Origin of the sequence: Paralcaligenes ureilyticus, assembly GCF_004346225.1 — a bacterium.
GTDB lineage: Bacteria > Pseudomonadota > Gammaproteobacteria > Burkholderiales > Burkholderiaceae_B > Paralcaligenes > Paralcaligenes ureilyticus.
In genome coordinates, this window is the sequence record NZ_SMAJ01000001.1 from 454,762 (window position 1) to 480,209 (window position 25,448).

The 25,448-nt window shown below is 60.3% G+C and carries 23 protein-coding genes; 11 read left to right on the forward strand and 12 right to left on the reverse strand.

The annotated features are described in order from the left end of the window. Window positions 1–2: 2 nt before the first annotated feature. From EDC26_RS02100 to ubiE, 3 genes are all read right to left on the reverse strand, one after another. A complete protein-coding gene (locus EDC26_RS02100) occupies window positions 3–644 on the reverse strand; it encodes a ubiquinone biosynthesis accessory factor UbiJ (protein ID WP_132579586.1) in 642 nt (213 codons plus the stop codon). 158 nt (window positions 645–802) lie between these two features. Beyond that, on the reverse strand, window positions 803–1,795 hold the full coding sequence (locus tag EDC26_RS02105; protein WP_132579587.1) for a Tim44 domain-containing protein: 993 nt from the start codon (window positions 1,793–1,795) through the stop codon (window positions 803–805). A 294-nt stretch (window positions 1,796–2,089) separates the two neighbouring features. Beyond that, window positions 2,090–2,863, reverse strand: a complete 774-nt coding sequence (ubiE, locus tag EDC26_RS02110) for a bifunctional demethylmenaquinone methyltransferase/2-methoxy-6-polyprenyl-1,4-benzoquinol methylase UbiE (protein WP_132579588.1) — start codon at window positions 2,861–2,863, stop codon at window positions 2,090–2,092. A gap of 112 nt (window positions 2,864–2,975) precedes the next feature. Here ubiE and phoB point away from each other — a divergent pair, with 112 nt between their 5' ends. From phoB to EDC26_RS02140, 6 genes are all read left to right on the forward strand, one after another. Next, a complete protein-coding gene (phoB, locus tag EDC26_RS02115; protein WP_132579589.1) occupies window positions 2,976–3,677 on the forward strand; it encodes a phosphate regulon transcriptional regulator PhoB in 702 nt (233 codons plus the stop codon). 44 nt (window positions 3,678–3,721) lie between these two features. Continuing rightward, window positions 3,722–5,080, forward strand: coding sequence for a phosphate regulon sensor histidine kinase PhoR (gene phoR / locus EDC26_RS02120; protein ID WP_132579590.1), 1,359 nt, complete (start codon window positions 3,722–3,724; stop codon window positions 5,078–5,080). Window positions 5,081–5,232: 152 nt separating this feature from the next. Then, on the forward strand, window positions 5,233–5,664 hold the full coding sequence (locus tag EDC26_RS02125) for a VOC family protein (RefSeq protein ID WP_132579591.1): 432 nt from the start codon (window positions 5,233–5,235) through the stop codon (window positions 5,662–5,664). 35 nt (window positions 5,665–5,699) lie between these two features. After that, window positions 5,700–6,431 (forward strand): 5-oxoprolinase subunit PxpB, encoded by a 732-nt coding sequence (gene pxpB, locus EDC26_RS02130; RefSeq protein ID WP_132579592.1) that lies wholly within the window; start codon window positions 5,700–5,702, stop codon window positions 6,429–6,431. Further along, a complete protein-coding gene (locus tag EDC26_RS02135) occupies window positions 6,428–7,450 on the forward strand; it encodes a 5-oxoprolinase subunit C family protein (protein WP_132579593.1) in 1,023 nt (340 codons plus the stop codon). The genes pxpB and EDC26_RS02135 overlap by 4 nt, the downstream gene beginning before the upstream one ends. Continuing rightward, window positions 7,431–8,192, forward strand: a complete 762-nt coding sequence (locus tag EDC26_RS02140; protein ID WP_132579594.1) for a LamB/YcsF family protein — start codon at window positions 7,431–7,433, stop codon at window positions 8,190–8,192. The genes EDC26_RS02135 and EDC26_RS02140 overlap by 20 nt, the downstream gene beginning before the upstream one ends. A gap of 224 nt (window positions 8,193–8,416) precedes the next feature. Here EDC26_RS02140 and EDC26_RS02145 read toward each other — a convergent pair whose 3' ends face one another. Further along, a complete protein-coding gene (locus EDC26_RS02145) occupies window positions 8,417–12,358 on the reverse strand; it encodes a DUF3683 domain-containing protein (protein ID WP_132579595.1) in 3,942 nt (1,313 codons plus the stop codon). Window positions 12,359–12,434: 76 nt separating this feature from the next. Further along, entirely contained in the window at window positions 12,435–12,971 is a 537-nt protein-coding gene (locus EDC26_RS02150) for a YqaA family protein (RefSeq protein ID WP_132579596.1), read from the reverse strand. 228 nt (window positions 12,972–13,199) lie between these two features. Here EDC26_RS02150 and ilvA point away from each other — a divergent pair, with 228 nt between their 5' ends. After that, window positions 13,200–14,708 (forward strand): threonine ammonia-lyase, biosynthetic, encoded by a 1,509-nt coding sequence (gene ilvA / locus EDC26_RS02155; RefSeq protein ID WP_132579597.1) that lies wholly within the window; start codon window positions 13,200–13,202, stop codon window positions 14,706–14,708. Here ilvA and EDC26_RS02160 read toward each other — a convergent pair. The 7 genes from EDC26_RS02160 to EDC26_RS02190 form a co-directional block, all read right to left on the reverse strand. Next, complete coding sequence (locus EDC26_RS02160) at window positions 14,693–15,259, reverse strand: adenine phosphoribosyltransferase (protein ID WP_132579598.1); 567 nt, start codon at window positions 15,257–15,259, stop codon at window positions 14,693–14,695. The two genes, ilvA and EDC26_RS02160, sit on opposite strands and share 16 nt — an antisense overlap. 108 nt (window positions 15,260–15,367) lie before the next feature. After that, a complete protein-coding gene (cydC, locus tag EDC26_RS02165) occupies window positions 15,368–17,032 on the reverse strand; it encodes a thiol reductant ABC exporter subunit CydC (protein ID WP_132579599.1) in 1,665 nt (554 codons plus the stop codon). Then, a complete protein-coding gene (gene cydD, locus EDC26_RS02170) occupies window positions 17,029–18,771 on the reverse strand; it encodes a thiol reductant ABC exporter subunit CydD (RefSeq protein ID WP_132579669.1) in 1,743 nt (580 codons plus the stop codon). The genes cydC and cydD overlap by 4 nt, the downstream gene beginning before the upstream one ends. Before the next feature lie 122 nt (window positions 18,772–18,893). After that, complete coding sequence (cydX, locus tag EDC26_RS02175; protein WP_132579600.1) at window positions 18,894–19,031, reverse strand: cytochrome bd-I oxidase subunit CydX; 138 nt, start codon at window positions 19,029–19,031, stop codon at window positions 18,894–18,896. A gap of 19 nt (window positions 19,032–19,050) precedes the next feature. Then, on the reverse strand, window positions 19,051–20,205 hold the full coding sequence (gene cydB / locus EDC26_RS02180) for a cytochrome d ubiquinol oxidase subunit II (protein ID WP_132579601.1): 1,155 nt from the start codon (window positions 20,203–20,205) through the stop codon (window positions 19,051–19,053). Between the two features lie 10 nt (window positions 20,206–20,215). Then, complete coding sequence (locus tag EDC26_RS02185) at window positions 20,216–21,790, reverse strand: cytochrome ubiquinol oxidase subunit I (protein WP_132579602.1); 1,575 nt, start codon at window positions 21,788–21,790, stop codon at window positions 20,216–20,218. Between the two features lie 41 nt (window positions 21,791–21,831). Next, window positions 21,832–22,371, reverse strand: a complete 540-nt coding sequence (locus EDC26_RS02190; RefSeq protein WP_132579603.1) for a GbsR/MarR family transcriptional regulator — start codon at window positions 22,369–22,371, stop codon at window positions 21,832–21,834. Between the two features lie 206 nt (window positions 22,372–22,577). On the opposite strand from EDC26_RS02190, the gene EDC26_RS02195 reads away from it, so the two are divergent. The 4 genes from EDC26_RS02195 to lptA are packed head-to-tail and all read left to right on the forward strand — an operon-like array spanning window position 22,578 to window position 25,433. Continuing rightward, window positions 22,578–23,567, forward strand: a complete 990-nt coding sequence (locus tag EDC26_RS02195) for a KpsF/GutQ family sugar-phosphate isomerase (RefSeq protein ID WP_132579604.1) — start codon at window positions 22,578–22,580, stop codon at window positions 23,565–23,567. Window positions 23,568–23,571: 4 nt separating this feature from the next. Beyond that, entirely contained in the window at window positions 23,572–24,171 is a 600-nt protein-coding gene (locus tag EDC26_RS02200) for a KdsC family phosphatase (RefSeq protein WP_132579605.1), read from the forward strand. A gap of 3 nt (window positions 24,172–24,174) precedes the next feature. After that, window positions 24,175–24,795, forward strand: coding sequence for an LPS export ABC transporter periplasmic protein LptC (gene lptC / locus EDC26_RS02205; RefSeq protein ID WP_132579606.1), 621 nt, complete (start codon window positions 24,175–24,177; stop codon window positions 24,793–24,795). Continuing rightward, window positions 24,792–25,433 (forward strand): lipopolysaccharide transport periplasmic protein LptA, encoded by a 642-nt coding sequence (lptA, locus tag EDC26_RS02210; protein ID WP_132579607.1) that lies wholly within the window; start codon window positions 24,792–24,794, stop codon window positions 25,431–25,433. The genes lptC and lptA overlap by 4 nt, the downstream gene beginning before the upstream one ends. Window positions 25,434–25,448 lie beyond the last annotated feature (15 nt).

Here is a 25,448-nt window from a genome sequence, read left to right on the forward strand (position 1 = left end):
CATCACGCCTTGCGCTTGGCGTTTCGAGCGGCTCCGCGGGCCTCGAGCCCGGCCAGGCGCGACTCAAGCGCATCGAGCCTGGCGCGCGCCGCATCGAGCCGATCGTTCCATTCGCCGTACGCGGGGCGCGCCGCCAACAGCTGTGCCTCCTCGGACAAGTACTCGCCCACATTGGCGGCAAATCGGCCGGCGGCCTGCCCAAACCCGGTGGAAAGCGAGCGGGCGCCATTGACCACCCGAAGGGCCGCCACATCGCCCACCACACGAGCCAGATCGGCCTCGATATCCCAGCGTAAATCCCGCGCCAGATCGGACACGACACTGGCCAGACCTGCGTCGCCCTGCACATGCAAAAGCGCGGCAATGGCGTTGGGATCGCCCGCGCGCAACACCGCCGGCAATTGTCCAAGCTTCTGAGTCGGGATGGTCAGGGTCACATCGGGCACAATCGCCGGATCGCAGCTTTGCACATAACCATCGGCCTGCACCGTCAGATTCAGCGTCAGGCGCCCCGCCACAAAGCGAGTGGTCTTGCCCGCCTGAAGGCTTAGGCGCGCCCGAGCCCAGTCTTCGCGCTGCAACAACTTGTTGAGCGCGCGCGTACTGATTGCGGCAGGAGTTAAAAAGGATGGGATTGGAAGCATTCGTAGGAACTCGCGACAAGCGCGAAGCCATGTTGGGCGGGCGAAAGCTCAAGTTTAACGGTTTTGACAAAAAAAATGCCTGGGCGATCCGGCCCAAGCATCCAAGCACAACAGACCCTCGTATCAAGACACGCGCATGGCATGCCTCAAATAGTGTTTCAACTGGCAAATTTGAGCGGAATTTGCTGTATGCCGGCCAACAGCCAGCCAGCACCATCGGCCTTGTAGAGGTTCCAGACCTCTTCGAAGCGGAATGCCTCGGTATCGGCGGATTCTCGCAGCATGCCCGAATAACGCACGCTGGCCAGGTGGCCGCCCGACACGGCTTCGATACCCAGCAGCTCGGCGTTGAGCAGTACGACCTGAGTCTGAGTCAAGCCGTCGCGCGACAATACCTGCGGCTTGATCTCGGCGATCAGATCGTCGGTTAGGTATTCGGCCAGCTTTTTGACGTCGCCGCTATCCCATATGGCCTGTATCGCCACGAACTGCGCCTTGGCCTGGGTAAGAAAAGCAGGGGTGTCGAAATCGCCGGGAATAAACCACTGGCTGTCCGGCGGCGGAGCAGGTGTATACGGCTGAGCTGCGACCGGTGCGACGGCAGCCACAGGCGCCGGCGCGGCGGGTTCGGGCGCCGCGAAAATCGAACGTTGCAACGGTTGCCCGCCGGCCTGATCGGGCGGGGCCGATGCGCCCGCCGCGACACTGCGCAGGGGCGAGCCGGACGAGGCGCCGCGCAAACGACGCACCAAGGCGATAACCGCAAACACCAGGATGCCGATCAGTACCAGGCTGGAGAGCATTTCAAGAAAGGCGCCCGACAAGCCCAAATGCGACAGCAAGGCGGCAATGCCCAAGCCCGCCGCAATGCCCGCTATGGGGCCAAGCCAGCGCGATGCGCCGCTTTTAGCCGCTGCACCCGCTGTCGCCGCGGTGCCCGCCGCTGCCGCAGGCGCCGCCGCACGCGGCGCTGTGGTGGCCGCCGGAGGCGTGACAGCCTGGCGCTTTTGCGTCACATTGGACGACTGCCGGCCGAAACTGCCCCCGCTACCCAACCGCCGGGCCTGCGCGTCATACGACACCGAGAGCATCGCGCCGGCCGAAACTACCAGCATGGCTATGGCAAAAAGCCGTGAAAACCGTTGGGACATTCAATACTCCTGCTGCACCGGGGTACCGGGCTAGTCTGTGGATGGGGGGTAGAGAAGAGATAATCTTACTATAACCTGAACGCTATCTTAAACTAAGACGAATCGCTCGGCAATAAGTTCCTTGCGAGATGGCAGCGGTGGATACGTTTTTGTAGCGGCACCCCTTGTGGGTGCCATCGGCGCAAAAACCTGCACCCCGTTTAGCAAAAATGGCAGCCACAAGGGCTGCCGCTACAAGCGAAGAATGCGTTTTTGCAGGCAGAGTCCAGAGCGCTGGATTCACGCCTCTTTCAGTTAACCCAGATTCACGCCTTCGTGAAGGGCAACCAAGCCGGCACTGAGATTGAAGAAGCGCACGCGCGACAGGCCGGCGGCTTCCAGCATGCCGGCCAAGGTAGCCTGGTCGGGATGCATGCGGATCGATTCGGCCAAATACCGGTAGCTGGCCTCGTCGCCCGCCACCTTTTTGCCCAGCCACGGCAATATATGGAACGAATACCAGTCGTAGGCCGGAGCCAGCGGCTTGGCGATTTTAGAAAACTCCAGCACCAGCAGCTTGCCGCCGGGCCGCAGCACCCGCCGCATCTCGGCCAGAGCGCGTTCCTTGTGCGTCATATTGCGCAGGCCAAAGGCCACGCTGACCCGATCGAAATACCCGTCGGGAAAAGGCAATGCCTCGGCGTCGCAAACCATCGCGGGCGTGAGCAGCCCCTTGTCGATCAGGCGATCGCGCCCGACACGCAACATGGAATCGTTGATATCCGTAAGCCACACCTCGCCCGAAGCCCCCGCCCGCTTGGCAAACGCACGGGCCAGGTCGCCGGTGCCCCCGGCGATGTCCAGCACCTTCATGCCGGGACGCACATCGGCCCGGCCGATGGTGAAGGCCTTCCAGACGCGGTGCATGCCCGCCGACATCAGATCGTTCATGATGTCGTAGCGACCAGCCACCGAATGGAACACTTCGGCGACCTTGGCGGCCTTTTCAGCCTCATTGACCGTTTTGTAACCGAAATGAGTGGTGGCGTCGGAAGCCGCGCCGGACGCGTTGGGGGAAGAATTTTGCATGGTAACTATCGTACCTCATTCATAATGAGGCGATTTTCACAAACCTGAAACATTAACGCCATATTATCGCGTTTCAATCCCATCGATTACTTTTTATATACTATCGAGCGCCATGAGCACAACCATACTTGTTGTTGAAGACGAGCCCGCCATACAAGAGTTGATTTCCGTCAACCTGAGTTTCGCCGGCCACAAGGTTCTGCGAGCATTCGATGCCGAACAGGCGCAAACACTGATCCGCGCCGAATTGCCCGACTTGATTCTGCTGGACTGGATGCTGCCCGGCGCTTCGGGCATTACCCTGGCCAAAAAGCTGCGTGCCGATGAACGCACCCGCCAGGTACCCGTTATCATGCTGACGGCCAAAGGCGCCGAACACGACAAAATAGAAGGTCTGGAAGCGGGCGCCGACGACTACATCACCAAACCGTTTTCACCCAAAGAACTGGTCGCTCGCATCAAGGCTGTTTTACGGCGACGGGCGCCGCAGTTGACCGACGACATCATCAAAATCGGCACACTCACTCTGGACCCCACCACCCATCGGGTCATCGGCCGCGATACATCGCTGGTGGTCGGCCCGACAGAGTTTCGCCTGCTCCATTTTTTCATGACGCACATCGAGCGCGTATTCTCGCGCGCCCAACTGCTCGATCAGGTTTGGGGCGATCATGTCTTTGTCGAAGAGCGCACCGTCGATGTCCACATCCGGCGATTGCGCAAAGCGCTCGAGCCCAGCCACCATGAAAATCATATCGAAACCGTGCGCGGCGCGGGTTATCGTTTCACGGCGCAAATCACCAACCCAGTCTGAGCCTGGCCAAGCCCGCCGGGCACCGGTAGTGAGACAATAGGCACATGATTAAAACCCTGATATCGATCGGCTTGTGGGGCCTGCTGGGCTGGGCCTGCGGCGCCTGGATCGACCCGGCCGCGGGCTGGCCGATATTCGCGTTCGGCCTGATTCTGATGATACTGGTCAGCGGCCAGCAGATTGCGCGCATTGCAAAGTGGGTCAAAGACATCAGCAGGCCTCCGCCTCCCGCGGTGGGACCCTGGGACGACATCCTTGCTCCCATCTACCGGCAGTTGCGCAAAAATTCTGCGCAAATCGAGCAGCTCAATCGCCATGTAGACGGCATTATGCTGGCCGCCGAGGCCCTGCCCGACGGCGCCATCACGCTCAACGAAGAGATGCAGGTCACCTGGTGCAACCAGACGGCCACCGAACATACCGGACTGAATTTGCAAACCGATCGCAATTTCAGCATCTTGAACATCTTGCGCGCGCCCGAATTCGCCCTGTACGCCAGACAAAACAGCTGGCCTGCCCCGGTATTGCTGCATCTGAGCCAAAGCGGCCACGACAAATCGCTGCTTGTGCAACTGACCCCGTATGGAGTCGGACAGTTCCTGATTGTGACGCGCGACGTCACCCAGATCGAAAAAATGGAAACCACCCGAAAGGACTTCGTGGCCAATGTTTCTCACGAGCTGCGCACGCCGCTCACCGTCCTGACGGGTTTCCTGGAAACACTGCACGACATGCCGCAGGCCTCGATCAGCGATGAGCAAAGAAGCCATTATCAAACGCTCATGCTCGATCAGGCGCAACGCATGCAAGCCATCGTCAACGACCTGCTCACCCTGTCCACGCTCGAATCCTCACCCACGGTCGAAGGCGAGCCGGTGCGGGTCAGCGCACTGATCCACAACGCATTAAAGCAGGTCGAGATGCTGTCGCACGACCAGCACATTTTCGTTCAAAATATTGCCGAAGACCTGGGCATTGTCGGGATTGAATCCGAACTGGCCTCGGCGATCTCCAACCTGCTCACCAACGCCCTGCGCTACACGCCGAAAGACGGAACCATTACGGTCAGCTGGTATACGACCGAAACCGGCCAGGCCTGTTATTCCGTGCAAGACACAGGCATAGGCATTGCCTCGCAGGACATCCCGCGGCTTACCGAGAGGTTTTACCGCGTCGACCGCGGACGCTCGCGCGCCACCGGCGGCACCGGCCTGGGGCTGGCCATTACCAAGCACGTCGCCATGCGCCACGGCGCCGAGCTATCCATCCACAGCCGACTGGGCGCCGGCAGCCTGTTCACCCTGCATTTCCCGGCCGCACGCGTCGTCACCATCAAAGAGGACCGGAATCAGGCGCCGCCCGTTGTTGTGGCGGCACCCCTTGTGGGTGCCACAAAACCTTGACAACCAAGATCGGCGTCTTGCATGGATGACAGGCACAAGGCCTGTCGCTACAGGCCTGCCGCTACAGACGCGACGGACACCTTTTTCACAAAACCATTCGCAGAACAATTAACGATTAGAATTAAGTTTTGCACCCCTGTGAGGAGCACTCCATGTCTAATCCGACCGCCATCCCTCCCTTTCATCTTGCATTCCCGGTACGCGACCTGGCCGAAGCGCGCGCCTTCTACGGCGACTTGCTGGGCTGCCCGGAAGGCCGCTCGTCCAACGAGTGGGTGGATTTCAATTTTTACGGCCATCAAATCGTCACGCACCTGGCGCCCGACGAATGCACTTCACACCAAACCAGCCCCGTCGATGGCCATAACGTGCCGGTGCGCCATTTTGGCGCGGTGCTCGAAATGAGCGTATGGGAAGCCCTGGCAAAAAAATTGCAGGCCGCACACACCCGGTTTGTCATCGAACCCTATGTGCGTTTCAAAGGTGAAGTCGGCGAACAGGCCACCATGTTCTTTATGGACCCGTCGGGCAACGCACTGGAATTCAAGTCGTTCAAAAACATGGACGCCCTCTTCGCCAAATAAAGCCAAGCGCCTTTTCGGAAAACAAGCAGCCTCGCATGGACCCCTCCTCCGCCGCTTCACCGACAGCCTGGCGCATCGTTGCCCAGGGCGACCGTACCCTGCTGGTGATCTTCGGCGCCCACATCGATATGGCCGTCGGACAGCGCTGCATCGCCGCGGCAGCGGCTTTGCGAGCGGCCGGGATCAAAGGCATAAGCGATATCGTCCCCACCTTCAACACGGTCGCCGTGCATTACCAGCCCCGGGTTTTCGGAGCCAACACCCGGTTCAAGCACCTGGCTGCGGAAATCGACAAGCTGTTGTCCAGCGCGCTTATCGACCATCCCCAGGCCATCGTATCCCGGCAAGTTGAGATACCCGTCTGCTACGGCGGCGAATACGGACCCGATCTGAGCGACGTCGCCGCACATTGCCGGCTAAGCGAAGCCGAAGTCATACAGCTGCACAGCGCCACGCCCGTCTATGTATTCATGCTCGGCTTCGCTCCCGGCGCGCCCTATATGGGCATACATGACGAAAAACTGGCTATTCCACGACGCAGCACGCCCCGCACGGCCGTACCGGCCGGATCGGTCGCCATGGCGAATCGTCAAAGCATCATCTATCCGAATCAGTTGCCCGGCGGCTGGCACCTGATAGGCAGCAGCCCCATAAAACTATTCGACCCGCGGCACGAACCGCCTACGCTGGTGGCACCGGGCGACACCGTGCGTTTCGTGCCTATCTCCGGCGCCGAATTCAAGGCGATGCAAAGGGATCAAGCATGAGCATAACGGTGATCGCCCCCGGCATGCTGTCGAGTTTCCAGGATCGGGGGCGCCTGGGTTCGCAGCACCTGGGCGTTCCCGTCGGAGGCGCCATGGATAAGCGCGCGCACCGCCTGGCCAACCTGCTTGCGGGCAACTCCGAAAATGAAGCCACGCTGGAAATCACGCTAACCGGGCCCAAGCTTCGCTTTAACGCACCATGCTGCATCGCCATCAGCGGCGCCGACCTGAGCCCAAGCCTGAATCGGCAGGCCCTACCCGCCAACCGGCCCATTATTGCGCGCGCGGGAGACCTGCTGGAATTCGGCCAACGCAAGAGCGGCGCCCGCGCCTATCTGGCCTTCCACGGCGGAGTGGATCTCTGGAACGTGCTGGGCAGCGTCAGCACTCACCTGCCGGGTCAATTCGGCGGCTATCACGGGCGCGCCCTGAAAAAAGGCGACCAGTTGACCTTGCGCACAACCCTTTCGGGTCAAGGGCTCGAGGAGCTGGCCGCCAAGCTTTGGAATGTCAGGGTGTACCTGCCTGCCATCCTGGGCCTGATGCCCCGCACAGCCATCCGGACCCTGCGCGGCGAACACAGTAGCCTGTTCACGGTACAGTCCATCAAACAATTCTTCAGTGCGGAATTTCGCATCAGCCCCCAGTCGAACCGCATGGGCTATCGGCTCGAAGGCGCCCGGCTCGCGCTGGCAAAGCCTCAGCAACTATTATCCGAAGCCACGAGTTTTGGCACCGTCCAAGTGCCGGCCGACGGCAATCCCATCGTACTGATGGCCGACCGGCAAACCACTGGCGGCTATCCCAAGATCGCCCACGTCGCCACCGTCGACTTGCCATTCCTCGCCCAATGCATGCCTGGCGAAACCCTATCCTTTACCGAAATCGATCTGGTCAGCGCACAACAACTGGACAGTCAGCGCGAAGAGGCCTTCGGCCGCCTGCACCAAACCCTGACCTCCTTGCGCGACCTATTTGAGCCCTATCAGGAGCAAAACCATGGACAACCTCAAACTTGACCTGAACTGCGATATGGGTGAAAGCTACGGAGCCTGGAAAATGGGCGACGACCTGGCCGTATTGCCATTTGTCAGCTCCGCCAACATCGCCTGCGGCTTTCACGGCGGTGATCCCGGCACCATGCGCAAAACTGTAGCAGCCGCCCTAAAACACGGCGTGGCGCTCGGCGCCCACCCCAGCCTGCCCGATCTGCTCGGCTTCGGCCGCCGCGAAATACGCCTTTCCCCACAAGAAGCCTACGACTGCGTAGTCGTGCAAATCGGCGCGCTGGCCGCCGTAGCCGCCAGCCAGGGCGCCCGGCTGCATCATGTAAAAGCACACGGCGCGCTCTACAACATGGCCGCCAAAGACCGTGCGTTGGCCGACGCCATCTGCCGCGCCGTGAAAGACGTGGATCCCAGCCTGGTTTTATACGGCCTGGCGGGCAGCGAACTCATCCGCGCGGCACAAAATGCAGGTTTACGCGCAGCCCAGGAAGTATTTGGCGACCGCAGCTACCAATCCGACGGCAGCCTCACGCCGCGCACCCAACCCGGCTCCATGATCGAAGACGCCGATGCCTCGCTGCAACAGGTCCTGTCCATGGTCCAACGCCAGCGTGTAACCACCCAGCAAGGTGTCGAAATCGAAGTCCAGGCCGACACGCTGTGCCTGCACGGCGACCAGCCTGGCGCTGCCTTGTTCGCGCAAAAAATACGAGCGGCGCTGGAAGCCAAAGGCGTCAAAATCGCCACGGTTTAAGGCGTGCCCGTCGGATGTAGCGGCAGCCCTTGTGGCTGCCAAATCGTTGATAATCAAGATGTTGTCTATAGACGCCATGCCACCCACAAGGGGTGGCGCTACATGGCCAACGACCCCACAAACATCCACCACACGAGCGTCGTGGGCGGTTAAGGCGGGGCTAGAAGGTTCTAGGCAAGATAAGGTTGATGCGAAAGGACGAATGCCACCCACAAGGGGTGGCGCTACACCAGCACCCGCTCAATCCCACCCGCATTGGCGGCCTTGACATAGGCTTCCATCCAGCCCTCGCCCAGAATATGGCGCGCCATCTCGACCACGATGTAATCCGCATCCATACCCGTATCATCTTCAAAGCGATTCAGCCCCTGCAAACAGGACGGACAGGAAGTCAGTATCTTCACCTCGCCGTCGAAACCATCCGCGCGCACCGCCGCCGTATTCTTCGCAAGCTCCTCCTGCTTGCGAAACCGCACCTGAGTCGAAATATCCGGGCGCGAAACCGCCAGCGTACCCGACTCGCCGCAACAGCGATCCGCCTTGATCGTACTATCGCCCACCAGCGCCTTCACCGTCTTCATCGGATCCTGCAGCTTCATCGGCGTATGGCACGGGTCGTGATACATATACCGCACGCCCTTCACGCCATTTAACTGTATGCCCTTCTCAAGCAAATACTCATGAATATCGATTAGCCGGCAGCCCGGGAAAATCTTCTCGAACTCATAACCGGCCAACTGGTCATAACAAGTACCGCAACTGACCACCACCGTCTTGATATCCAGATAATTGAGCGTCGTCGCCATCCGATGGAACAGGACCCGATTATCGGTAATGATTTTTTCGGCCTTGTCGGTCATGCCATTGCCGCGCTGCGGATAACCGCAACACAGGTAGCCCGGAGGCAACACCGTTTGCACCCCCGCATGCCACAACATCGCCTGCGTGGCCAGGCCCACCTGCGAAAACAGGCGCTCCGAGCCGCAGCCCGGAAAATAGAAAACAGCCTCGCTTTCAGGCGACGTGCCTGCCGGATTGCGGATAATCGGCACGTAGTCCGCGCCCTCAATATCGAGCAGTTTGCGCGCGGTTTGCTTGGGCAAGCCGCCCGGCATTTTCTTATTGACGAAATGCACCACCTGCTCGCGCATCGGCGCACGGCCCAGCGTGACCGGCGGATGCGCCGTCTGCTTGCGCGCCGCCAGCGCGAAGAAATCATGGGCCACGCGCTGCACCTTGTAGCCCACCTCGATCATGGCCTTGCGGGTGGCCTTGATCACACGCGGATCTTTCGCATTAAGAAAGAACATGGCCGCCGTCGTGCCGGGGTTGAACGACTTCTTGCCCATGCGCCGCAACAAGGCGCGCATATCCATGGACACATTGCCGAAATCGATATCCACCGGGCATGGGTTGTAGCACTTGTGGCACACCGTGCAATGATCGGCCACATCTTCGAATTCTTCCCAGTGCTTCAGGCTGACCCCGCGCCGGGTCTGTTCTTCGTACAAAAACGCCTCGATCAGCAAGGACGTGGCCAGAATCTTGTCGCGTGGCGAATACAGCAGATTGGCGCGCGGCACATGCGTCGCGCATACCGGCTTGCACTTGCCGCAACGCAGGCAATCCTTGATGGCGTGCGAAATGGCGCCGATCTCGCTTTGCTGCATGATGAGCGATTCATAGCCCATCAAATTGAAGCTGGGCGTCCAGGCCCGGCGCAAATCGGCGCCCGGCATCAACTTGCCCGAATTAAAGTGCCCGTCAGGGTCGACCCGGCGCTTGTAATCCTGAAAAGGGGCAAGCTCATCGGCGGTCAGGTATTCGTATTTGGTCAGGCCTATGCCGTGCTCGCCCGAAATCACGCCATCCAGATCGCGGGCGATTTGCATGATGCGCGCCACCGCCTCGTTCGCCTGGCGCAGCATCTCGTAATTATCCGAATTGACAGGGATGTTGGTATGCACATTGCCATCGCCCGCGTGCATATGCAACGCGACAAACACACGCCCCTTCAGGACGCGGTCGTGTATGGCCTGGACCTCCGCCAGCACCGCCGCGCAATCCGCTCCGGCGAAGTAACGCTCCATCAACGCGCGCACCTCGGTCTTCCAGGAAATCCGTATGGTGCGATCTTGCACCACGTCGAAGACGCGCGCTTCGGGCTGCGCGGCCAAACGCTGATTCAGCACATCGGTCAGGCCATCGAGTCCGAGTTTTTGCAACACCGGCAGGCTTTGCGCAAGCGGCGCATCGAGGTTCTGCATCAGCCACATCCAGCGCTCGCGCACCGTCTGCAAGGTATGAATGGCTTCTTGCGTGCGGGCGTTCAAGATTTCGGCGCGCGTATGCTCGGCATCTTCCATGTCTTCGATCTTGCCTATCGGCAGATCGCCGCCCAGAAAAGCATCGAGCCCATCGAGCAGGTCCAGCTTGTTGCGCGTGGACAGCTCAATATTGATACGCTCGATCGCATCGGTGTATTCACCCATGCGATCCAAGGGGATCACCACGTCTTCATTGATTTTGAAGGCATTGGTGTGCCGCGCGATCGCGGCCGTGCGCGCCCGGTCCAGCCAGAATTTTTTACGCGCCTCGGCGCTTACCGCCACAAACCCCTCGCCATGACGCGTATTGGCAATACGCACCACTTCACTGGCCGCCAGCGCCACGGCGTCGGGATCGTCGCCCACGATATCGCCGAACAAAACCATTTTTGGAAAACCGCTGCGCTTGCTTTTGGTGGCATAGCCCACCGCACGCAAATAGCGTTCATCCAGGTGCTCCAGGCCTGCCAGAATGGCGCCGCGAGCACGGCCCTCGCCATCCAGGTAGCCCTTGACCTCAAGAATGGAAGGAATGGCGTCGCGCGCCTGTCCGAAAAATTCCAGGCAAACCGTGCGGGTATGGCCGGGCAGGCGATGCAGAATCCAGCGAGCCGAGGTGATCAGCCCATCGCAGCCTTCTTTTTGCACGCCCGGCAAGCCCGCCAGGAATTTGTCGGTCACATCCTTGCCCAAGCCTGCCTTGCGAAACCGCGACCCATCGATGACCAGAATCTCGCTGCGCAGCAAGCGCGCGCCCGGCGCAGAGTGGCCGTCGAACCACTTGAGCTCGAAACGGGCTTGCGCCACATCGTGAATCTTGCCCAAATTGTGTTCCAGGCGCTCCACCTCGAGCCAATTGCCTTCAGGGTCGACCATGCGCCACCAGGCAAGATTATCCAGCGCCGTCCCCCACAGCACGGCTTTTTTACCGCCTGCGTTCATGGCCACATTGCCGCCTACGCACGACGCATCGGCCGAGGTGGGGTCCACCGCAAACACAAAGCCGGCGGCTTCGGCCGCCTCGGCGACGCGCCGGGTGACCACGCCCGCACCGCATAAAACGGTGGCAACAGGTTCAGCCACGCCCGGCAGAGCTATTTTCTCGACCTCGCCCAGCGCATCGAGCTTTTCCGTATTGATCACGACCGAGCGCCAGGTCAGCGGTATGGCGCCCCCCGTATAGCCCGTGCCGCCACCGCGTGCAACAATCGTCATGTCCAGGTCGATGCAGCCGCGCACCAGCGCCGCCATCTCGTCCTCTGAGTCGGGAGTGAGCACCACGAACGGATATTCAACCCGCCAATCGGTGGCGTCAGTCACATGCGACACGCGCGACATCGGGTCGAACTTGATATTGCCCTTGGCCGTGGCGCGACCCAGGCGCCGCAGCACTTTTTTACGCAGGTCACGTGTTTGCTCGAACTCGCGCTCGAAGGCCTCGACGGCCCCACGCGCAGCCTGCAAAAGGCCTGCCACCTTGGCGTCGCGCGCCGGATCGCTGGCGTCTCGCCGATGATCGATTTCGGCCAGGCGATGATTCAGCGCTTCGACCAGCAAGCGGCGCCGCTTGGGGTTATCCAGCAAATCGTCTTGCAGGTAGGGATTGCGCCGAACGACCCAGATATCGCCCAGCACCTCGAACAGCATGCGCGCCGAACGCCCGGTGCGACGTTCATCGCGCAAATCGCCAAGCCGTTGCCACGCATCTTCACCCAGCAGCCTGAGCACGATTTCGCGATCGGAAAACGAGGTGTAGTTATAAGGGATTTCACGCAAGCGCGGCGTAGCGGCGGGAAGTGCCGTAGCGGCAAGCAGATGACTGGCAAGAGGCGCGTTCATGGCGTTGGGGAAAGTGAAAAGCCAACGCACAGTGTAAACGATGCGGCAGGCTTGTTCGCGGCGCAATGCCCGACTATTACAAGTACGGAAACACCCACAAAAGCCCAACTGTCATGGCCACATAGCGCAACAATTTACCGATGGCCATATAAAACGCGCTGGGCCAAAAAGGCAGGCGCATCCAGCCGGCTACCGCGCACAGCGGATCGCCCACCACCGGCAGCCAGGCGAAAAACAGAACGGGCGGCCCCATGCGATGCAGCCAGGCGCTAATTAGCACGTGCCAGCGCCCACCCACTTTTTTGCTGTGATCGGGCCTGCCCTGCGGCAAATGGCCATGCTTTTCGTGCCATCGGTCATACACCTTTTTCGCCCCGTCGCCCATGATGTAGCTGATCATCCCGCCCAGGGTATTGCCCAGCGTGGCGACCAATACCGCAGGCCAGAACATATGCGGGGCAAGCTGCACAAAGCCGAACACCGCAGGCTCCGAGGCCAGCGGCAGCAAGGTCGCGCCCACCAGGCTCACGACAAAAATGGCGGTGAGGCCCACCTTGGGCAAAGCCAAGGCAAGCAAGAGCCAATGTATCGATGATTGCAACCAAGCTTCCATAGCGCGATAGTGTACCTGCGAACACCGCGCGGTACAGGCGGGCGGCGGTTTCGAATGGCAGCCACAAGGGCTGCCGCTACATGAGCGGCGGGTACGTATTGGTAGCGGCACCCCTTGTGGGTGCCAAAAGCCTGAAACACAAGGCCAACCCGGCAAAGGAATTGCGGGGCCTGTGTGGTAATCTGCTTAGCTTCATTACCTTTTCGTCACACGCTCCGTTCACTCACCATGCCTACCGATTATCTAAAGCGCATTCTCACCTCGAAAGTCTACGACGTTGCCGTCGAATCCCCTCTGGAACTAGCCCCTGGGCTATCGGCACGAATTGGCAACAAGGTGTATTTGAAACGCGAAGATACTCAAACGGTGTTTAGCTTCAAGCTACGCGGCGCCTACAACAAAATGGCGCATTTAAGCGCCGCCGAACTCAAGCTGGGCGTGATCGCCGCGTCGGCGGGCAACCACGCCCAGGGCGTTGCGCTATCTGCGCGGCGCCTAGGCTGCCGGGCCGTTATCGTCATGCCCGTTACCACCCCGCAGGTCAAGATCGACGCGGTGCGCGGTTTCGGCGGCGAAGTGATCCTGGTAGGAGACAGTTTTTCCGACGCCTACCAGCATGCCAAAACCATCGAGAAAAAAGAAAAGCTGACGTTCGTCCATCCTTTTGACGACCCTGACGTCATTGCCGGCCAAGGGACGGTGGGGATGGAAATCCTGCGCCAGCACTCAGGCCCGATCGACGCGATTTTTGTCGCCATCGGCGGGGGCGGGCTGATCTCGGGCGTCGCGGCTTATGTGAAGCAACTACGTCCCGAAATCCAGATCATAGGTGTCCAGACCAGCGATTCCGATGCCATGATCCGCAGCGTCAAGGCCGGACGGCGAGTCGAGATGACCGATGTGGGTCTTTTTTCCGATGGCACGGCGGTCAAGCTGGTGGGAGCGGAAACGTTCAGGCTGACCCGCAAATACGTTGACGATTTCATCACCGTCGACACCGACGCCATTTGCGCCAGCATCAAAGATGTATTCCAGGACACCCGCAGCGTACTGGAGCCCGCCGGAGCGCTTGCCCTGGCCGGAGCCAAGCGGTACGCCGCGCTGAACAAATGGAAGAACAAAACCATGGTCGCCATCACCAGCGGCGCCAACATGAATTTCGACCGGCTGCGCTTCGTTGCCGAGCGCGCCGAGGTGGGCGAGTCGCGCGAAGCCATCTTTGCCATTACCCTGCCCGAAAAACGCGGCAGTTTCCGCAGCCTGTGCGAAGCGCTGGGAAATCGCAGCGTTACCGAATTCAACTATCGCATATCGGGTTCCGACAAAGCGCATGTCTTTGTTGGACTGCAAATCTCATCCTCGCAGGAAGCCGACCGAATCGCCGGCCATTTTCGCAAGAAAGGTTTTCCCACTCTGGATTTGACTCAGGACGAGATGGCCAAGACCCATCTACGCTATATGGTCGGAGGGCGCTCGGCGCTAGCCAGCAACGAAGTCCTGCACCGCTTCGAGTTTCCCGAACGGCCCGGTGCGCTGATGCGCTTTCTGAACGCCATGAATCCCGACTGGAATATCAGTCTGTTCCACTACCGCAACCAAGGCGATGATTACGGCCGGATTCTGGTCGGCATACAGGTGCCGCCCGCCGACAAAAGACCGTTCAAGGATTTTCTGGAAACCCTGGGTTATCCGTACTGGAACGAAACCGAGAACCCGGCTTATCAGCTGTTCTTGTAAGAGAGTGCAGCTTCAGCGAAGCTGCACACGGTATACAGCGGCAAGCCCGTTTCCCTTACGACCTTCGAGCCACCCAGTTCGGGTAGATCAATGATGGCTGCGGCCTCGACCACATTGGCGCCCAGGCGCTGCAGCAGCTTGATCGCCGCCATCATGGTGCCGCCAGTGGCAATCAGATCGTCGATCAGCACCACCCGTTGTCCGGGGCGCACGGCATCGGTATGCATCTCGACTGTGGCATTGCCGTATTCCAGCGTGTATTCTTCAGCCACCGTCTCAAACGGCAGCTTGCCTTTTTTGCGCACCGGCACAAAGCCCAGGTTCAGTTCGTAAGCCAGTACGGATCCGAGAATGAAGCCGCGTGCATCAACCCCGGCCACCAGATCGAGGCGCTGACGCATGTACCGATACACAAACATATCGACCAGGACCCGGAATGAGCGCGGATCCTGCAGCACCGGCGTAATGTCGCGAAACGTGATCCCCGGCTTGGGCCAGTCCGGAACGCTACGAATCGCACTACAAATGTAATCGACGGGATCAGTATTCATGGAATTTGGCGGCACACAGGAAAAGGCGACGGGTCTGCGTTGTCGTAGCGGCATCGTTGACGATATCAGGGCAGGCACAGTTTACACTGAGCGCCGAGAACAGGGTCTTCAAGCCGGCGTCAAAACACCTTGCCCCAGACGCAGCACCCGGTCCACCGCAGCATCCGGGAACCCCGCATGCGTGGCCAGAACAACGGTTTTACCTTCGGCCGCAGCCGCCAGATCATTAAAAAACGCCCATTGAGCCGGTTCGTCCAGGCCCGCGGTCGGCTCATCGAGCAGCCACACCACCGCAGGACTGAGCAAAACACGCGCCAGGCAAAGGCGCCGGGCCTGGCCGACCGACAGAGAATGACCCGACTCGCCAACCCATGTGTCCAGCCCGTTTTCCAGCGAGCGGACAAACTCGGCCAGACGTGCGTTTTCCAGCGCCCGCCAAAGCTGGGCCTCATCGGCCTCAGGGCAGCCAATCAGCAAATTGCTGCGCAAAGTCCCCAGAAAAACCGGTGAGTTCTGCGACAACAAGGCAAACCGCGTATGCAACTGCGCCTGCCTGACCTGGCTGATGGGCGCCCCGCCGTACGAAACCATGCCCTGGGTGGGATCAAACACGCGCATCAACAGGGATAAAAGAGTCGATTTGCCGCAGCCGCTCGCGCCGACAATCGCCAGCCGCTCGCCCGCCCGGATTTGCAGATCGATGCCATCGAGCACCGCAACACCAGCCATCGACGGGTAGCCATAACTCAAATTCGAAAGTTCAATGACCCCCGAGGCCGGCAAGTCCAGCGGATAGGCGACGTCGGCCAGGGCGACCGGCTCATCCAGAACAGCCCTCACACGCGCAGCCGCCGCCGCAGCGGGCCCCAGCCGCGCCGAGCCGCGCATCAAGGGCCCCAGCACTTCGAACAAGCCCAGCGCACCCAGCAACAGGCCCACCCATACCGGGCCGTTTATCTCCTGCGCAGTAAACGCCTGCAGACCGCCATACAGCAGCGCCAGTACGCAAAACCCTGAGGCCAATTGTTGCGCCAACTGTCCCATCGAGCCGATTGCCGAGAGCCGGTCGCGGGCGCGCGACAGTTGTGCGGCCGCCGCACCAAAGCGCTCTTGGGCCTGGGCCTGAGCCCCGAACACGACCAGGTCTACATGGCCCGCGATGGCACTGTGGATCAGCGTTCTGGCCTGGGCCGACGCACGCTGGGCATCGCTTCCTGGCGCGCGAGCCTGGCGAGCCAGCAGATACGGAACCACACAGACCCCAATCAGCATGGCGCCAAACACCAACCACCCCAGCGCATGAACCTGAGCGCCCAGAACCAGGCTGAACACCAGGCCCATGATCACCGCCGTCAGGATCGGTGCAATTACCTGCAAAAACAAAGTGTCGAGCGCATCGATATCGCCCACCAGGCGGGCCACCAGATCGCCCCCCTGGTAACCTGCCAGTTGGCCCGGACTTAGTCGCATGATTCGCGCAAAGACCGTGCTGCGGATATCGGCCAGCAAATCCAGCGTGGCCGCATGGCCCACTACGCGTTCGCCATAACGGAAAACAATGCGCAAGAGCGCCAGACCGCGCACCAGGGCCGACGGCGCGAACAAGTCGAAACTGATCGAGGCGCCTGCCAAAAAGGCAGCCGTCAGAAACCAGCCGGCCACCGACAACAATCCCATCCCGGCAGCCAGCGTCAGGATGGCCAGCAACAGGGCGCCCGCCAAACTGCGGCGGCGTTGCACGAACCAGGGCCAAAGCAGCCTCAGTGTTTTCATGGCAGCACCTTGCCGTCGCGCAGTCGCAGGGTACGCTGCAGGCAAGCCGCCACGGCGGGATCGTGAGTCGCCACGAGCAGCGTGCGCATGGAGGTAAACGTCAACAACGAACGCATCACCCTGTCGCGGCTGTTCGCGTCCAGATGCGCGGTCGGTTCGTCGAGCAGAATCAGATCGGCCGAAGTCAGGAACACGCGAGCCAGAGCCAGGCGATGCAACTGCCCCCCCGACAAGCCATAGCCTTCAGCGCCCAGCACGGTATGCAATCCTTGCGGCAACGCCGCGACGAACTCCTCGGCGCAGGCCGCTTCCAGCGCCCGATGCAGCGCCTCTTCCGAGGCCTGCGGCTGCGCCAGCCGCAGGTTGTCGGCGATCGAGCCGGGCAGGAAAAAGGGCTGCTGGCCGATCAACACCGCCACGCGCCGTAAATCGCCTTGCGGCCACTGCGCCAACGTCCGGCCGAAAAGACAAATTTCGCCCGACTGCAGGGCTCGCAAGCCCAGCAGCGCTTCGAGCAGGCTGGTTTTACCGGCACCGCTCCGGCCCATTAGCGCGAGATTTTCACCGCGTTCAACGGTAAAGCTTGCCTCGTCCAATACGGCAGCGCTGCGATTAGGGGCGTGTAGAGTCATGCCGCGTACCAGCAATGCCGCGCTGCCGGCCGTATCTTCGTTTGCGCGGGGGTTATGGCACCCACAAGGGGTGCCGCTACAAACGCGTGCCCGCGGCTCATGTAGCGGCACCCCTTGTGGGTGCCATTCCCGACCCTGACCAACAAGACCAAAAGACAATCCGCCCACCGTCGCCCCGTCCACATCAGGCAAGGCTTCGAACGCCGCCGCAATATGACCTACGGCCGCGCGCGCCGCGGCGCGGTCGTGATAATTCGCCGCGAACTGCCGCAAAGGGTTGTACACCTCGGGGGCGAGCAGCAGGCAGAACAGCCCCCAGGGCAAGGTCAACGCGCTGGCGCGCAAATCCAGATACCCCAGATAGCTTAAACCGACATACAGCGCGACACCGGCCACACCCAGGGCCGCAAAAAACTCCAGAACCGCCGAAGACAGGAAGGCCAGGCGCAACACCGCCATATTTTTTTGGGCAAGCTCATCGCTCGCGGCACGCACGGTGTCGGCCTCGGCCTGTGCGCGGCCAAGAAGCTTCAGGGTAAACGCGCCGCGCAAACGGTCGGAGAAAAATCCGGACAGGCGAACAAGCGCCAGCTGGTGCTTGCGGCTGGCGGCCTCGGCCCCCCGCCCCACCAACGCCATGAAAACCGGAATCAGGGGCGCCGTCAGAAGCAAAACCAGCGCCGCAATCCAGTCTATTGGCAAGAGCACCAGGCCAAACGCCAAGGGCAGGAACGACGCGGCAATCGCCGAGGGCAAATAGCGAATAAAAAAACCGTCCAGAACTTCAATCTGCTCGATGACGATACTGGCCAGTTCTCCGGAAATGCGCTGCCGGGTCCACTGGGGGCCGAGCGCCAGCATGCGTTCAAAAAATGCCAGACGCAGGCTGGCCTTGATCCGTTCCGCGCCGCGGCTGGCCGCACGCTCGCCCGACCACACCAGCACAGCACGCAGCGCCATGAGCAGGCCGATCGCAACAATCAGGGGTGTCGCCGCCGCGAGCGGCTCTTGGTCGGCAATGGCACGGCCCAGCACTTGCGCCACGGCCCAGGTCTGTACCAGCAAAAGCAGCCCGGCCGCAAGCGGGGCGATAACCGCCCAGGCCATGCCGCGCGGGGCCAAGCGGTACAGTTGCGAAAGCCAGCGCGACTGGGCGCGCGCCAGGTCCGATGGCGATGATGCACGGTGGTCGTCAGCGCCTGACACGTAAGCCGCCCCAAGCCCCGCGCTTAATCGCGATGGTCGGTGAATGCGTCGGGATTGAGCGGGTTATGAGACTCGCCCTCGCGCAGCTCGAACCACATCGCGTTCAGAATTGAAAAAGCGCAAGCCAGGCCCAGCCCAAGAATCCATGAAAAATACCACATACAGGCACCTTATCCCGCGTTAATAAGCATGGGGCGAATCGCCCAGCGATTTCTGTGTCACCGTACCGCGCAGGACCCGATAAACCCACCCGGTATACAGCGCGACGATAGGCAATAGCAGCCCTGTCACCAACAGCATGATCCATAAGGTCAGACGGCTGGACGACGCATCCCATATGGTCAGGCTGGCATCGGGCGAGAGCGACGAAGGCAACAAAAACGGAAATATCGAAAACCCGAAGGTCAGCACAATACCGGTCACGCACAGCGATGAAGCGATAAATGCCGCCGCCTGTGCCCGCAGCGCCAACGCCAGCGCCACCACGGCCGCACCGCCCAGGCCCAGCGCCGGCGCAATCCACATCGCAGGCCAACGGCTATAGTTGGTGAACCACGCGCCCGCGCTTAGAACCACCTTTTTGGAAAATGGATTGGACACCTGCTCCGGATCGATGACGCTCGTAATCGAGAACCCCACCAAACCGTGCGCGGCCCACCAGCCGCCCAAGGCAAACAGCAGCAAGGCGGCAAGCGCGAACAGGATTCCGCTGCGCCTGGCTCGCATCGCCACCGCCGCATCGGTTTTCCAGAAAAGCAGGGCCGAGCCGTGCATGGCCAGCATGCACACGCTTAAAAGTCCGCACAGCAAGGGAAACGGCGTAAACAAGTCAAAAAAGTTTCCCTGATAGAGCGGACGCATCGTAACGGCGTCGAATCCGAAAGGAATGCCCACGATGACATTGCCCACCGCCACGCCAAAGACCAGCGACGCAATAAACCCGCAGCCGCACAGCACGGCATCCCAGGCGCGCCGCCACTGCCGCGAGGGCATTTTGCTGCGATACTTGAAAGCCACCGGACGCAGTATCAGGGCAATCAGCAAAAGCATCATGGCCAGATAAAAGCTCGAGAACGACGAGGCATACAACAAGGGCCAGGCGGCAAAGACCGCCCCGCCCCCGGTGATCAGCCAAACCTGATTGCCTTCCCAAACCGGGCCGACCACATTGATCACCACGCGGCGCTCGACGTCTTCCTTGGCCACCAAAGGCAAAACAGTGGCCACCCCCAGATCGAATCCGTCCATCACGGCAAAACCGACCAACAGGGCTCCCAGCAACGCCCACCAAATAAGACGCAAGCTTGCATAGTCCAAGGGAATAAGCTGTTCCATCAGGTTTCTCCTAGTGCGTCGCCAATAGCGCCGGATTGGACGCGCCCGATCGGGGCGCTGGCTGCCGCTCATCGCTGGGGCCCGCTTTAATGGCATGCAACATGACCTTGGCACCGACGATAGCCAGAATCGTATAGAGCACTAAAAATATGCCCAGGCTAATCGACAGGTCGAGAACGGTTAACCCCGAAGCCGCATAGTAAGTAGGTAAAACGCCCTCTATGACCCAGGGCTGGCGGCCGAACTCGGCCACGAACCAGCCGCACTCGATGGCAATCCACGGCAGGGGCAGGCTCCACAAGGCCATCTTGAGAAAGCGCGGATACCTGCGCAGCCGGCCCGTCGACGCCAGCCAGAAAGCCACCGCGAAAAACAGGATGAAATAAAAGCCCAGCCCTACCATGACACGGAATGTCCAATATAGCGGAGCCACTTGCGGGACAGTATCCCGAGCCGCCTGGGCAATGTTTTCGGGGCTCGCGCGGCTGATGTCGGGGCTATAGCGTTTGAGCAGCAGCCCATAACCCAGATCATGCCAATTGGCGTCGAACAGCTTGCGCGCCGCGGCGTCTTGCGGATGAGCCCGCACCTGCTGCAAGGCATCGTAGGCGACGATGCCATTCTTGACCCGCACTTCGGCACGCTTGACCAGATCATCAATCCCCAGCAAGGGCGTCGTCAGCGAGCGCGTGCCGATAATACCCATCATATAAGGGATTTCGACCGCGAAATAGTTTTTTTCCTTGGCCTGGTCGGGGATCGCAAACAGATTGAAGCTCGCCGGTGCAGGCTCCGTGTGCCACATTGCTTCAATAGCGGCGATCTTCATTTTCTGATGCTCGGTCGTCAGGTAGCCGCTTTCATCGCCCAGGACAACAACCGAGAGCGCAGCGGCCAGGCCAAAGCTTGCAGCCACCACCATGGAGCGTTTGGCCATCTCGATATGGCGGCCGCGCAGAATATACCAGGCGCTGATACCCATCACGAATATGGCGCCCATGACATAGCCGGCACTTACCGTATGCACAAACTTGGCCTGCGCCACGGGGTTGAAAATAACCGCGCCGAAATCGGTCATTTCCATGCGCATGGTGATCGGATTGAAAATGGCGCCCACCGGATTCTGCATCCAGCCATTGGCGATCAGGATCCACAGGGCCGAAAGGTTGGTGCCCAGTGCGACCAGCCAGGTGACCGACAGGTGGCCAATCTTGGACAAGCGATCCCAGCCAAAGAAGAACAGCCCAACGAATGTCGCCTCAAGAAAAAACGCCATCAGGCCTTCAATGGCCAGCGGCGCGCCGAATATATCGCCTACATAATGGCTGTAATAGGCCCAGTTCATGCCGAACTGAAACTCCATCACAATGCCGGTGGCCACCCCCAGCGCAAAATTGATGCCGAACAGGACCCCCCAGAACAGCGTCATGCGACGCCAGATATCGCGCCCGGTCATCACATAAACGCTTTCCATGATGGCCAGCAGAAATGACAAGCCCAGCGTCAAGGGCACAAACAGAAAGTGGTACATCACCGTGGCAGCAAATTGAATTCGCGACAGGGTGACTACATCGATATCTGGCATTGCATGCTCCCGCAACTTTATTCGCGTAACTACTTTCGTAACTACTTGCGCAATTTTCCGGCAAACCCTAAAACCTTCTGCACCTTGCTGCCCAAGCGCATAAGGCTCTCGAGCGTTTCAGGCGGCAAGCGCTGCACTTCGTCAAACCAGGCGGTGCTCAGCTCAACCAGTTCAAGCATCTCGGTAATGCGTCGTTGGCCATAGACCTCATCATCGTTGGCGGGCTTTTCCATTAAAGCGTCGCGCAGCAGGGTCAGCGTCGGGTCGATTTCGCGCTTGCGCTTTTCTTCGACCAGAACGCGAAAGATTTCCCATACATCTTTAGGCGATTCAAAATAATCGCGCCTGTCGCCGATTTGATGCACCATGCGCACCAGGCGCCATGACTGCAATTCGTGAATGCCCACGCTCACGTTGGAACGCGAAAAACCCAGTGTCTCAGCAATTTCATCGGCATTCAAGGGTTTGGGCGACAGAAACACCAGTGCATAGATCTGCCCCACGGTGCGATTAACGCCCCAGCGGCTACCCATTTCGCCAAAATGCAAGACGAATCGCTCGGCTTGCGCTCCAAGCTTCATAGATTTCTCTTATTTCGGTAATTACTGAAACAACTGTAAATACGGAATATACCTGTAAAGCGATGAGGATTCAAGCGCGGCGACAATGGCAGCCACAAGGGCTGCCGCTACATAATTCGCCCACCCTCTACAAAACGCATAAATCGCCCACCTCCTACAAAACGCGCAAATAACAGGACCTTCCAGACTGCGTTTAAAATCGAACCATGAAAAATACACCGGTTCCAGCGCCGTCCGATATCATTGCCTCCGCCCATCGCACCCTGAGCGTCGAAATCAAGGCGCTGCAGGCGCTCGATGCCCGTATCGACGGCTCATTTACTCGCGCCGTAACAATGGTGCTGGGTTGCGAGGGGCGCGTTGTAGTAACCGGCATCGGCAAGTCGGGCCACATCGCCAAAAAGATTGCCGCGACCCTGGCCTCGACCGGGACGCCGGCGTTCTTTATGCATGGCGCCGAAGCCATACACGGCGATCTGGGCATGCTGACCTCGCAGGATATCGTGCTGGCCGTGTCCTATTCAGGCGAAGGCCAGGAATTGCTGACCATCCTGTCGGTGGTCAAGCGCATGGGCATACCCCTTATCGCCCTCACCGGCCACCCGCAGTCCGAACTGGCCCGCAATGCCGATCTGCATCTGGATGTGCAGGTCCAGCAGGAAGCCTGCCCACTGAACCTGGCGCCCACGGCCAGCACGACCGCCGCGCTGGTGCTGGGCGATGCCATTGCGGTAGCCTGCCTGGAAGCGCGCGGCTTCAGCGCCGAAGATTTCGCCCGCTCGCATCCTGGCGGTGCGCTGGGCCGCCGCCTGCTCACCCTGGTGCGCGATGTGATGCGCCAGGGTAGCGCCCTGCCTATTGTCGAGGCCGGCACCCTGGTCACCGAGGCGCTGCAGGAAATGTCGGTCAAAGGCATGGGCATGACTATCGTTCTCGATGGCCAGCAGCACCCCATCGGGATATTCACCGACGGGGACTTGCGCCGGCTGATCGCCCGTCACGGCGATATACGCCCCCTGACGGTGGCCGACGGCATGAGCCATCACCCCAAAACCGTGGCGCCCACCGCGCTTGCGGTCGAAGCCGCAACGCTGATGGATGCGGGGCGCCTGAGCCAAATACTCGTGGTTGACCATACCGGGCTACTATTAGGCGCTCTGCACATGCACGACCTGCTTGCCGCCAAGGTCATCTAATCTCATGAATACACCTGCCACCGCTCATCCTGCCGAAGCTCTCGTCCTGGCCAGAATTACACCTGCCGTCATTGAACGCGCCGGCCGGATTCGTCTTATGGCCTTCGATGTCGACGGCATATTGACCGATGGCCGCCTCTGGTACGGCGAAAACGGCGAAGCCCTCAAATGCTTTAACGCATTGGACGGACATGGTCTGTCGCTTTTGCGCGAAAGCGGCATCGGCATCGCGCTGGTCACCGGGCGCAAGGGGGTCATCCTGGCGCGCCGCGCGGCGGAGCTGGGCATTTCGACTGTGCTGCAAGGCGTACGAGACAAGGTTTCGGCCCTGAGCGATCTGGCTCGGGAACAAGGCTGCACACTGGCGCAAACGGGTTTCATGGGCGACGACATTATCGACCTGCCTGTCTTGCAACGGGCAGGCCTGGCGGTGAGCGTTCCCAACGCCCCCACCTACGTCGCACAGGCCGCTCATTGGGTAACATCGCGCGCCGGGGGAGATGGGGCCGTACGCGAATGTTGCGATGTCATTCTGGCCGCCCAGGGGCGCTTGCGCGCATTTTTCGGCCCGCGGCCGTTCACCACAAGCGGGCCGACACAGTAAACAATGAGAGATCGCGTCCCCACCCTGATCGCCTTCGCCTTGCTCGTCGCCCTGGTCATTGGAACATGGTGGGCGGCCGGCTATGCACAGCGCGCGATTCCGTTTGACCCGCCACGCCGCGTCACGCACGAGCCGGACTCGTGGGCCGATCAATTCATCATGGTGCGCACCGACGAACAAGGCGTCCCGATCAACCGTCTGGAGGGAGTCTATATGCAGCATTATCCAGACGACGATTCCTATAAAGTAACAACGGCCAAGGCCATCGGCCAACAGCCCGGGTCGCCCATCACCATTGGCACCTCGAACGTGGCCATTATGGATCAAGGTGGTTCGCGCATTGTGATGCAAGGCAACGCGCACTTGCATCGCCTGCCCGACGCCGACCGGGCCGCCATGGACGTTACCAGCCAGCAACTGACCCTGCTGCCCGACAAAAACGTGGCGTTCACCGATCTTCCCGCGCTGGTGGTCAACGGCAATTCAACATTGAACGGCAAGGGCATGCGTTACGATAACAACACACGCGATCTGCAAGTGTATTCGGCGGCCGATGCAAAAATATCGGGGCGGGATGCAGAAAACCAAAAAACCTCAAAACCTTCTCGTAAAACGAAACCATGAATCCACGACGCCACCCATTACTTTTTGCATGGCTTGCCGCGTCGGCGCTGATCGTGGGGCTTGGCGCGGACACCGCGCTGGCCGCCACCGCATCACCGGCCAAAGCCGGCCAAAGCCAGGCGGGGAAAAAACCCGTTGAACAACCCGACACCCTGGTCCTGTCGGACACACTCAACTATAACGACATCAAAAAAGAAAGCGTTTTTACCGGCAACGTCGTGATGACGCGCGGCCTGATGACACTGCGCTCCGATACGCTTTCGATGCACGAAGATGCCGCCGGATTTCAGTACGGAACCGCCACGGTCGGCACCGGTAAACTGGTTTTTGTGCGACAGGAACGGCCCGAAAAATACGAAGTGATCGAGGCCCGCGGCCTGCGCGCCGAATACGATGGCAAGACCGACGAGTTCGAAATGATAGGCAAGGCAGTGGTTACACGCTTTGTCTGCGGCAAGCCTTTCGATACGATCAGCGGCGAACGCGTCAAATACAATCAGAAAACCGATATCTACGAAGCCTTCGGCGGGCCCAATTCCGCGGCCGCTGGAGGACGGGTGCGCTCGGTAGCCCAGCCCACTGCAAAAATCGACGCGGCCGTCGCCGAATGCAGCAAGAAATCCGCCAAGAAAGGCTAAGGCCACGCCCCTAAC

Bases quoted from the DNA above. Each gene is read 5' to 3' on its own strand.
- EDC26_RS02100 (WP_132579586.1), bottom strand. From the start codon at position 644: ATGCTTCCAATCCCATCCTTTTTAACTCCTGCCGCAATCAGTACGCGC.
- EDC26_RS02105 (WP_132579587.1), bottom strand. From the start codon at position 1,795: ATGTCCCAACGGTTTTCACGGCTTTTTGCCATAGCCATGCTGGTAGTT.
- ubiE (WP_132579588.1), bottom strand. From the start codon at position 2,863: ATGCAAAATTCTTCCCCCAACGCGTCCGGCGCGGCTTCCGACGCCACC.
- phoB (WP_132579589.1), top strand. From the start codon at position 2,976: ATGAGCACAACCATACTTGTTGTTGAAGACGAGCCCGCCATACAAGAG.
- phoR (WP_132579590.1), top strand. From the start codon at position 3,722: ATGATTAAAACCCTGATATCGATCGGCTTGTGGGGCCTGCTGGGCTGG.
- EDC26_RS02125 (WP_132579591.1), top strand. From the start codon at position 5,233: ATGTCTAATCCGACCGCCATCCCTCCCTTTCATCTTGCATTCCCGGTA.
- pxpB (WP_132579592.1), top strand. From the start codon at position 5,700: ATGGACCCCTCCTCCGCCGCTTCACCGACAGCCTGGCGCATCGTTGCC.
- EDC26_RS02135 (WP_132579593.1), top strand. From the start codon at position 6,428: ATGAGCATAACGGTGATCGCCCCCGGCATGCTGTCGAGTTTCCAGGAT.
- EDC26_RS02140 (WP_132579594.1), top strand. From the start codon at position 7,431: ATGGACAACCTCAAACTTGACCTGAACTGCGATATGGGTGAAAGCTAC.
- EDC26_RS02145 (WP_132579595.1), bottom strand. From the start codon at position 12,358: ATGAACGCGCCTCTTGCCAGTCATCTGCTTGCCGCTACGGCACTTCCC.
- EDC26_RS02150 (WP_132579596.1), bottom strand. From the start codon at position 12,971: ATGGAAGCTTGGTTGCAATCATCGATACATTGGCTCTTGCTTGCCTTG.
- ilvA (WP_132579597.1), top strand. From the start codon at position 13,200: ATGCCTACCGATTATCTAAAGCGCATTCTCACCTCGAAAGTCTACGAC.
- EDC26_RS02160 (WP_132579598.1), bottom strand. From the start codon at position 15,259: ATGAATACTGATCCCGTCGATTACATTTGTAGTGCGATTCGTAGCGTT.
- cydC (WP_132579599.1), bottom strand. From the start codon at position 17,032: ATGAAAACACTGAGGCTGCTTTGGCCCTGGTTCGTGCAACGCCGCCGC.
- cydD (WP_132579669.1), bottom strand. From the start codon at position 18,771: ATGGCCTGGGCGGTTATCGCCCCGCTTGCGGCCGGGCTGCTTTTGCTG.
- cydX (WP_132579600.1), bottom strand. From the start codon at position 19,031: ATGTGGTATTTTTCATGGATTCTTGGGCTGGGCCTGGCTTGCGCTTTT.
- cydB (WP_132579601.1), bottom strand. From the start codon at position 20,205: ATGGAACAGCTTATTCCCTTGGACTATGCAAGCTTGCGTCTTATTTGG.
- EDC26_RS02185 (WP_132579602.1), bottom strand. From the start codon at position 21,790: ATGCCAGATATCGATGTAGTCACCCTGTCGCGAATTCAATTTGCTGCC.
- EDC26_RS02190 (WP_132579603.1), bottom strand. From the start codon at position 22,371: ATGAAGCTTGGAGCGCAAGCCGAGCGATTCGTCTTGCATTTTGGCGAA.
- EDC26_RS02195 (WP_132579604.1), top strand. From the start codon at position 22,578: ATGAAAAATACACCGGTTCCAGCGCCGTCCGATATCATTGCCTCCGCC.
- EDC26_RS02200 (WP_132579605.1), top strand. From the start codon at position 23,572: ATGAATACACCTGCCACCGCTCATCCTGCCGAAGCTCTCGTCCTGGCC.
- lptC (WP_132579606.1), top strand. From the start codon at position 24,175: ATGAGAGATCGCGTCCCCACCCTGATCGCCTTCGCCTTGCTCGTCGCC.
- lptA (WP_132579607.1), top strand. From the start codon at position 24,792: ATGAATCCACGACGCCACCCATTACTTTTTGCATGGCTTGCCGCGTCG.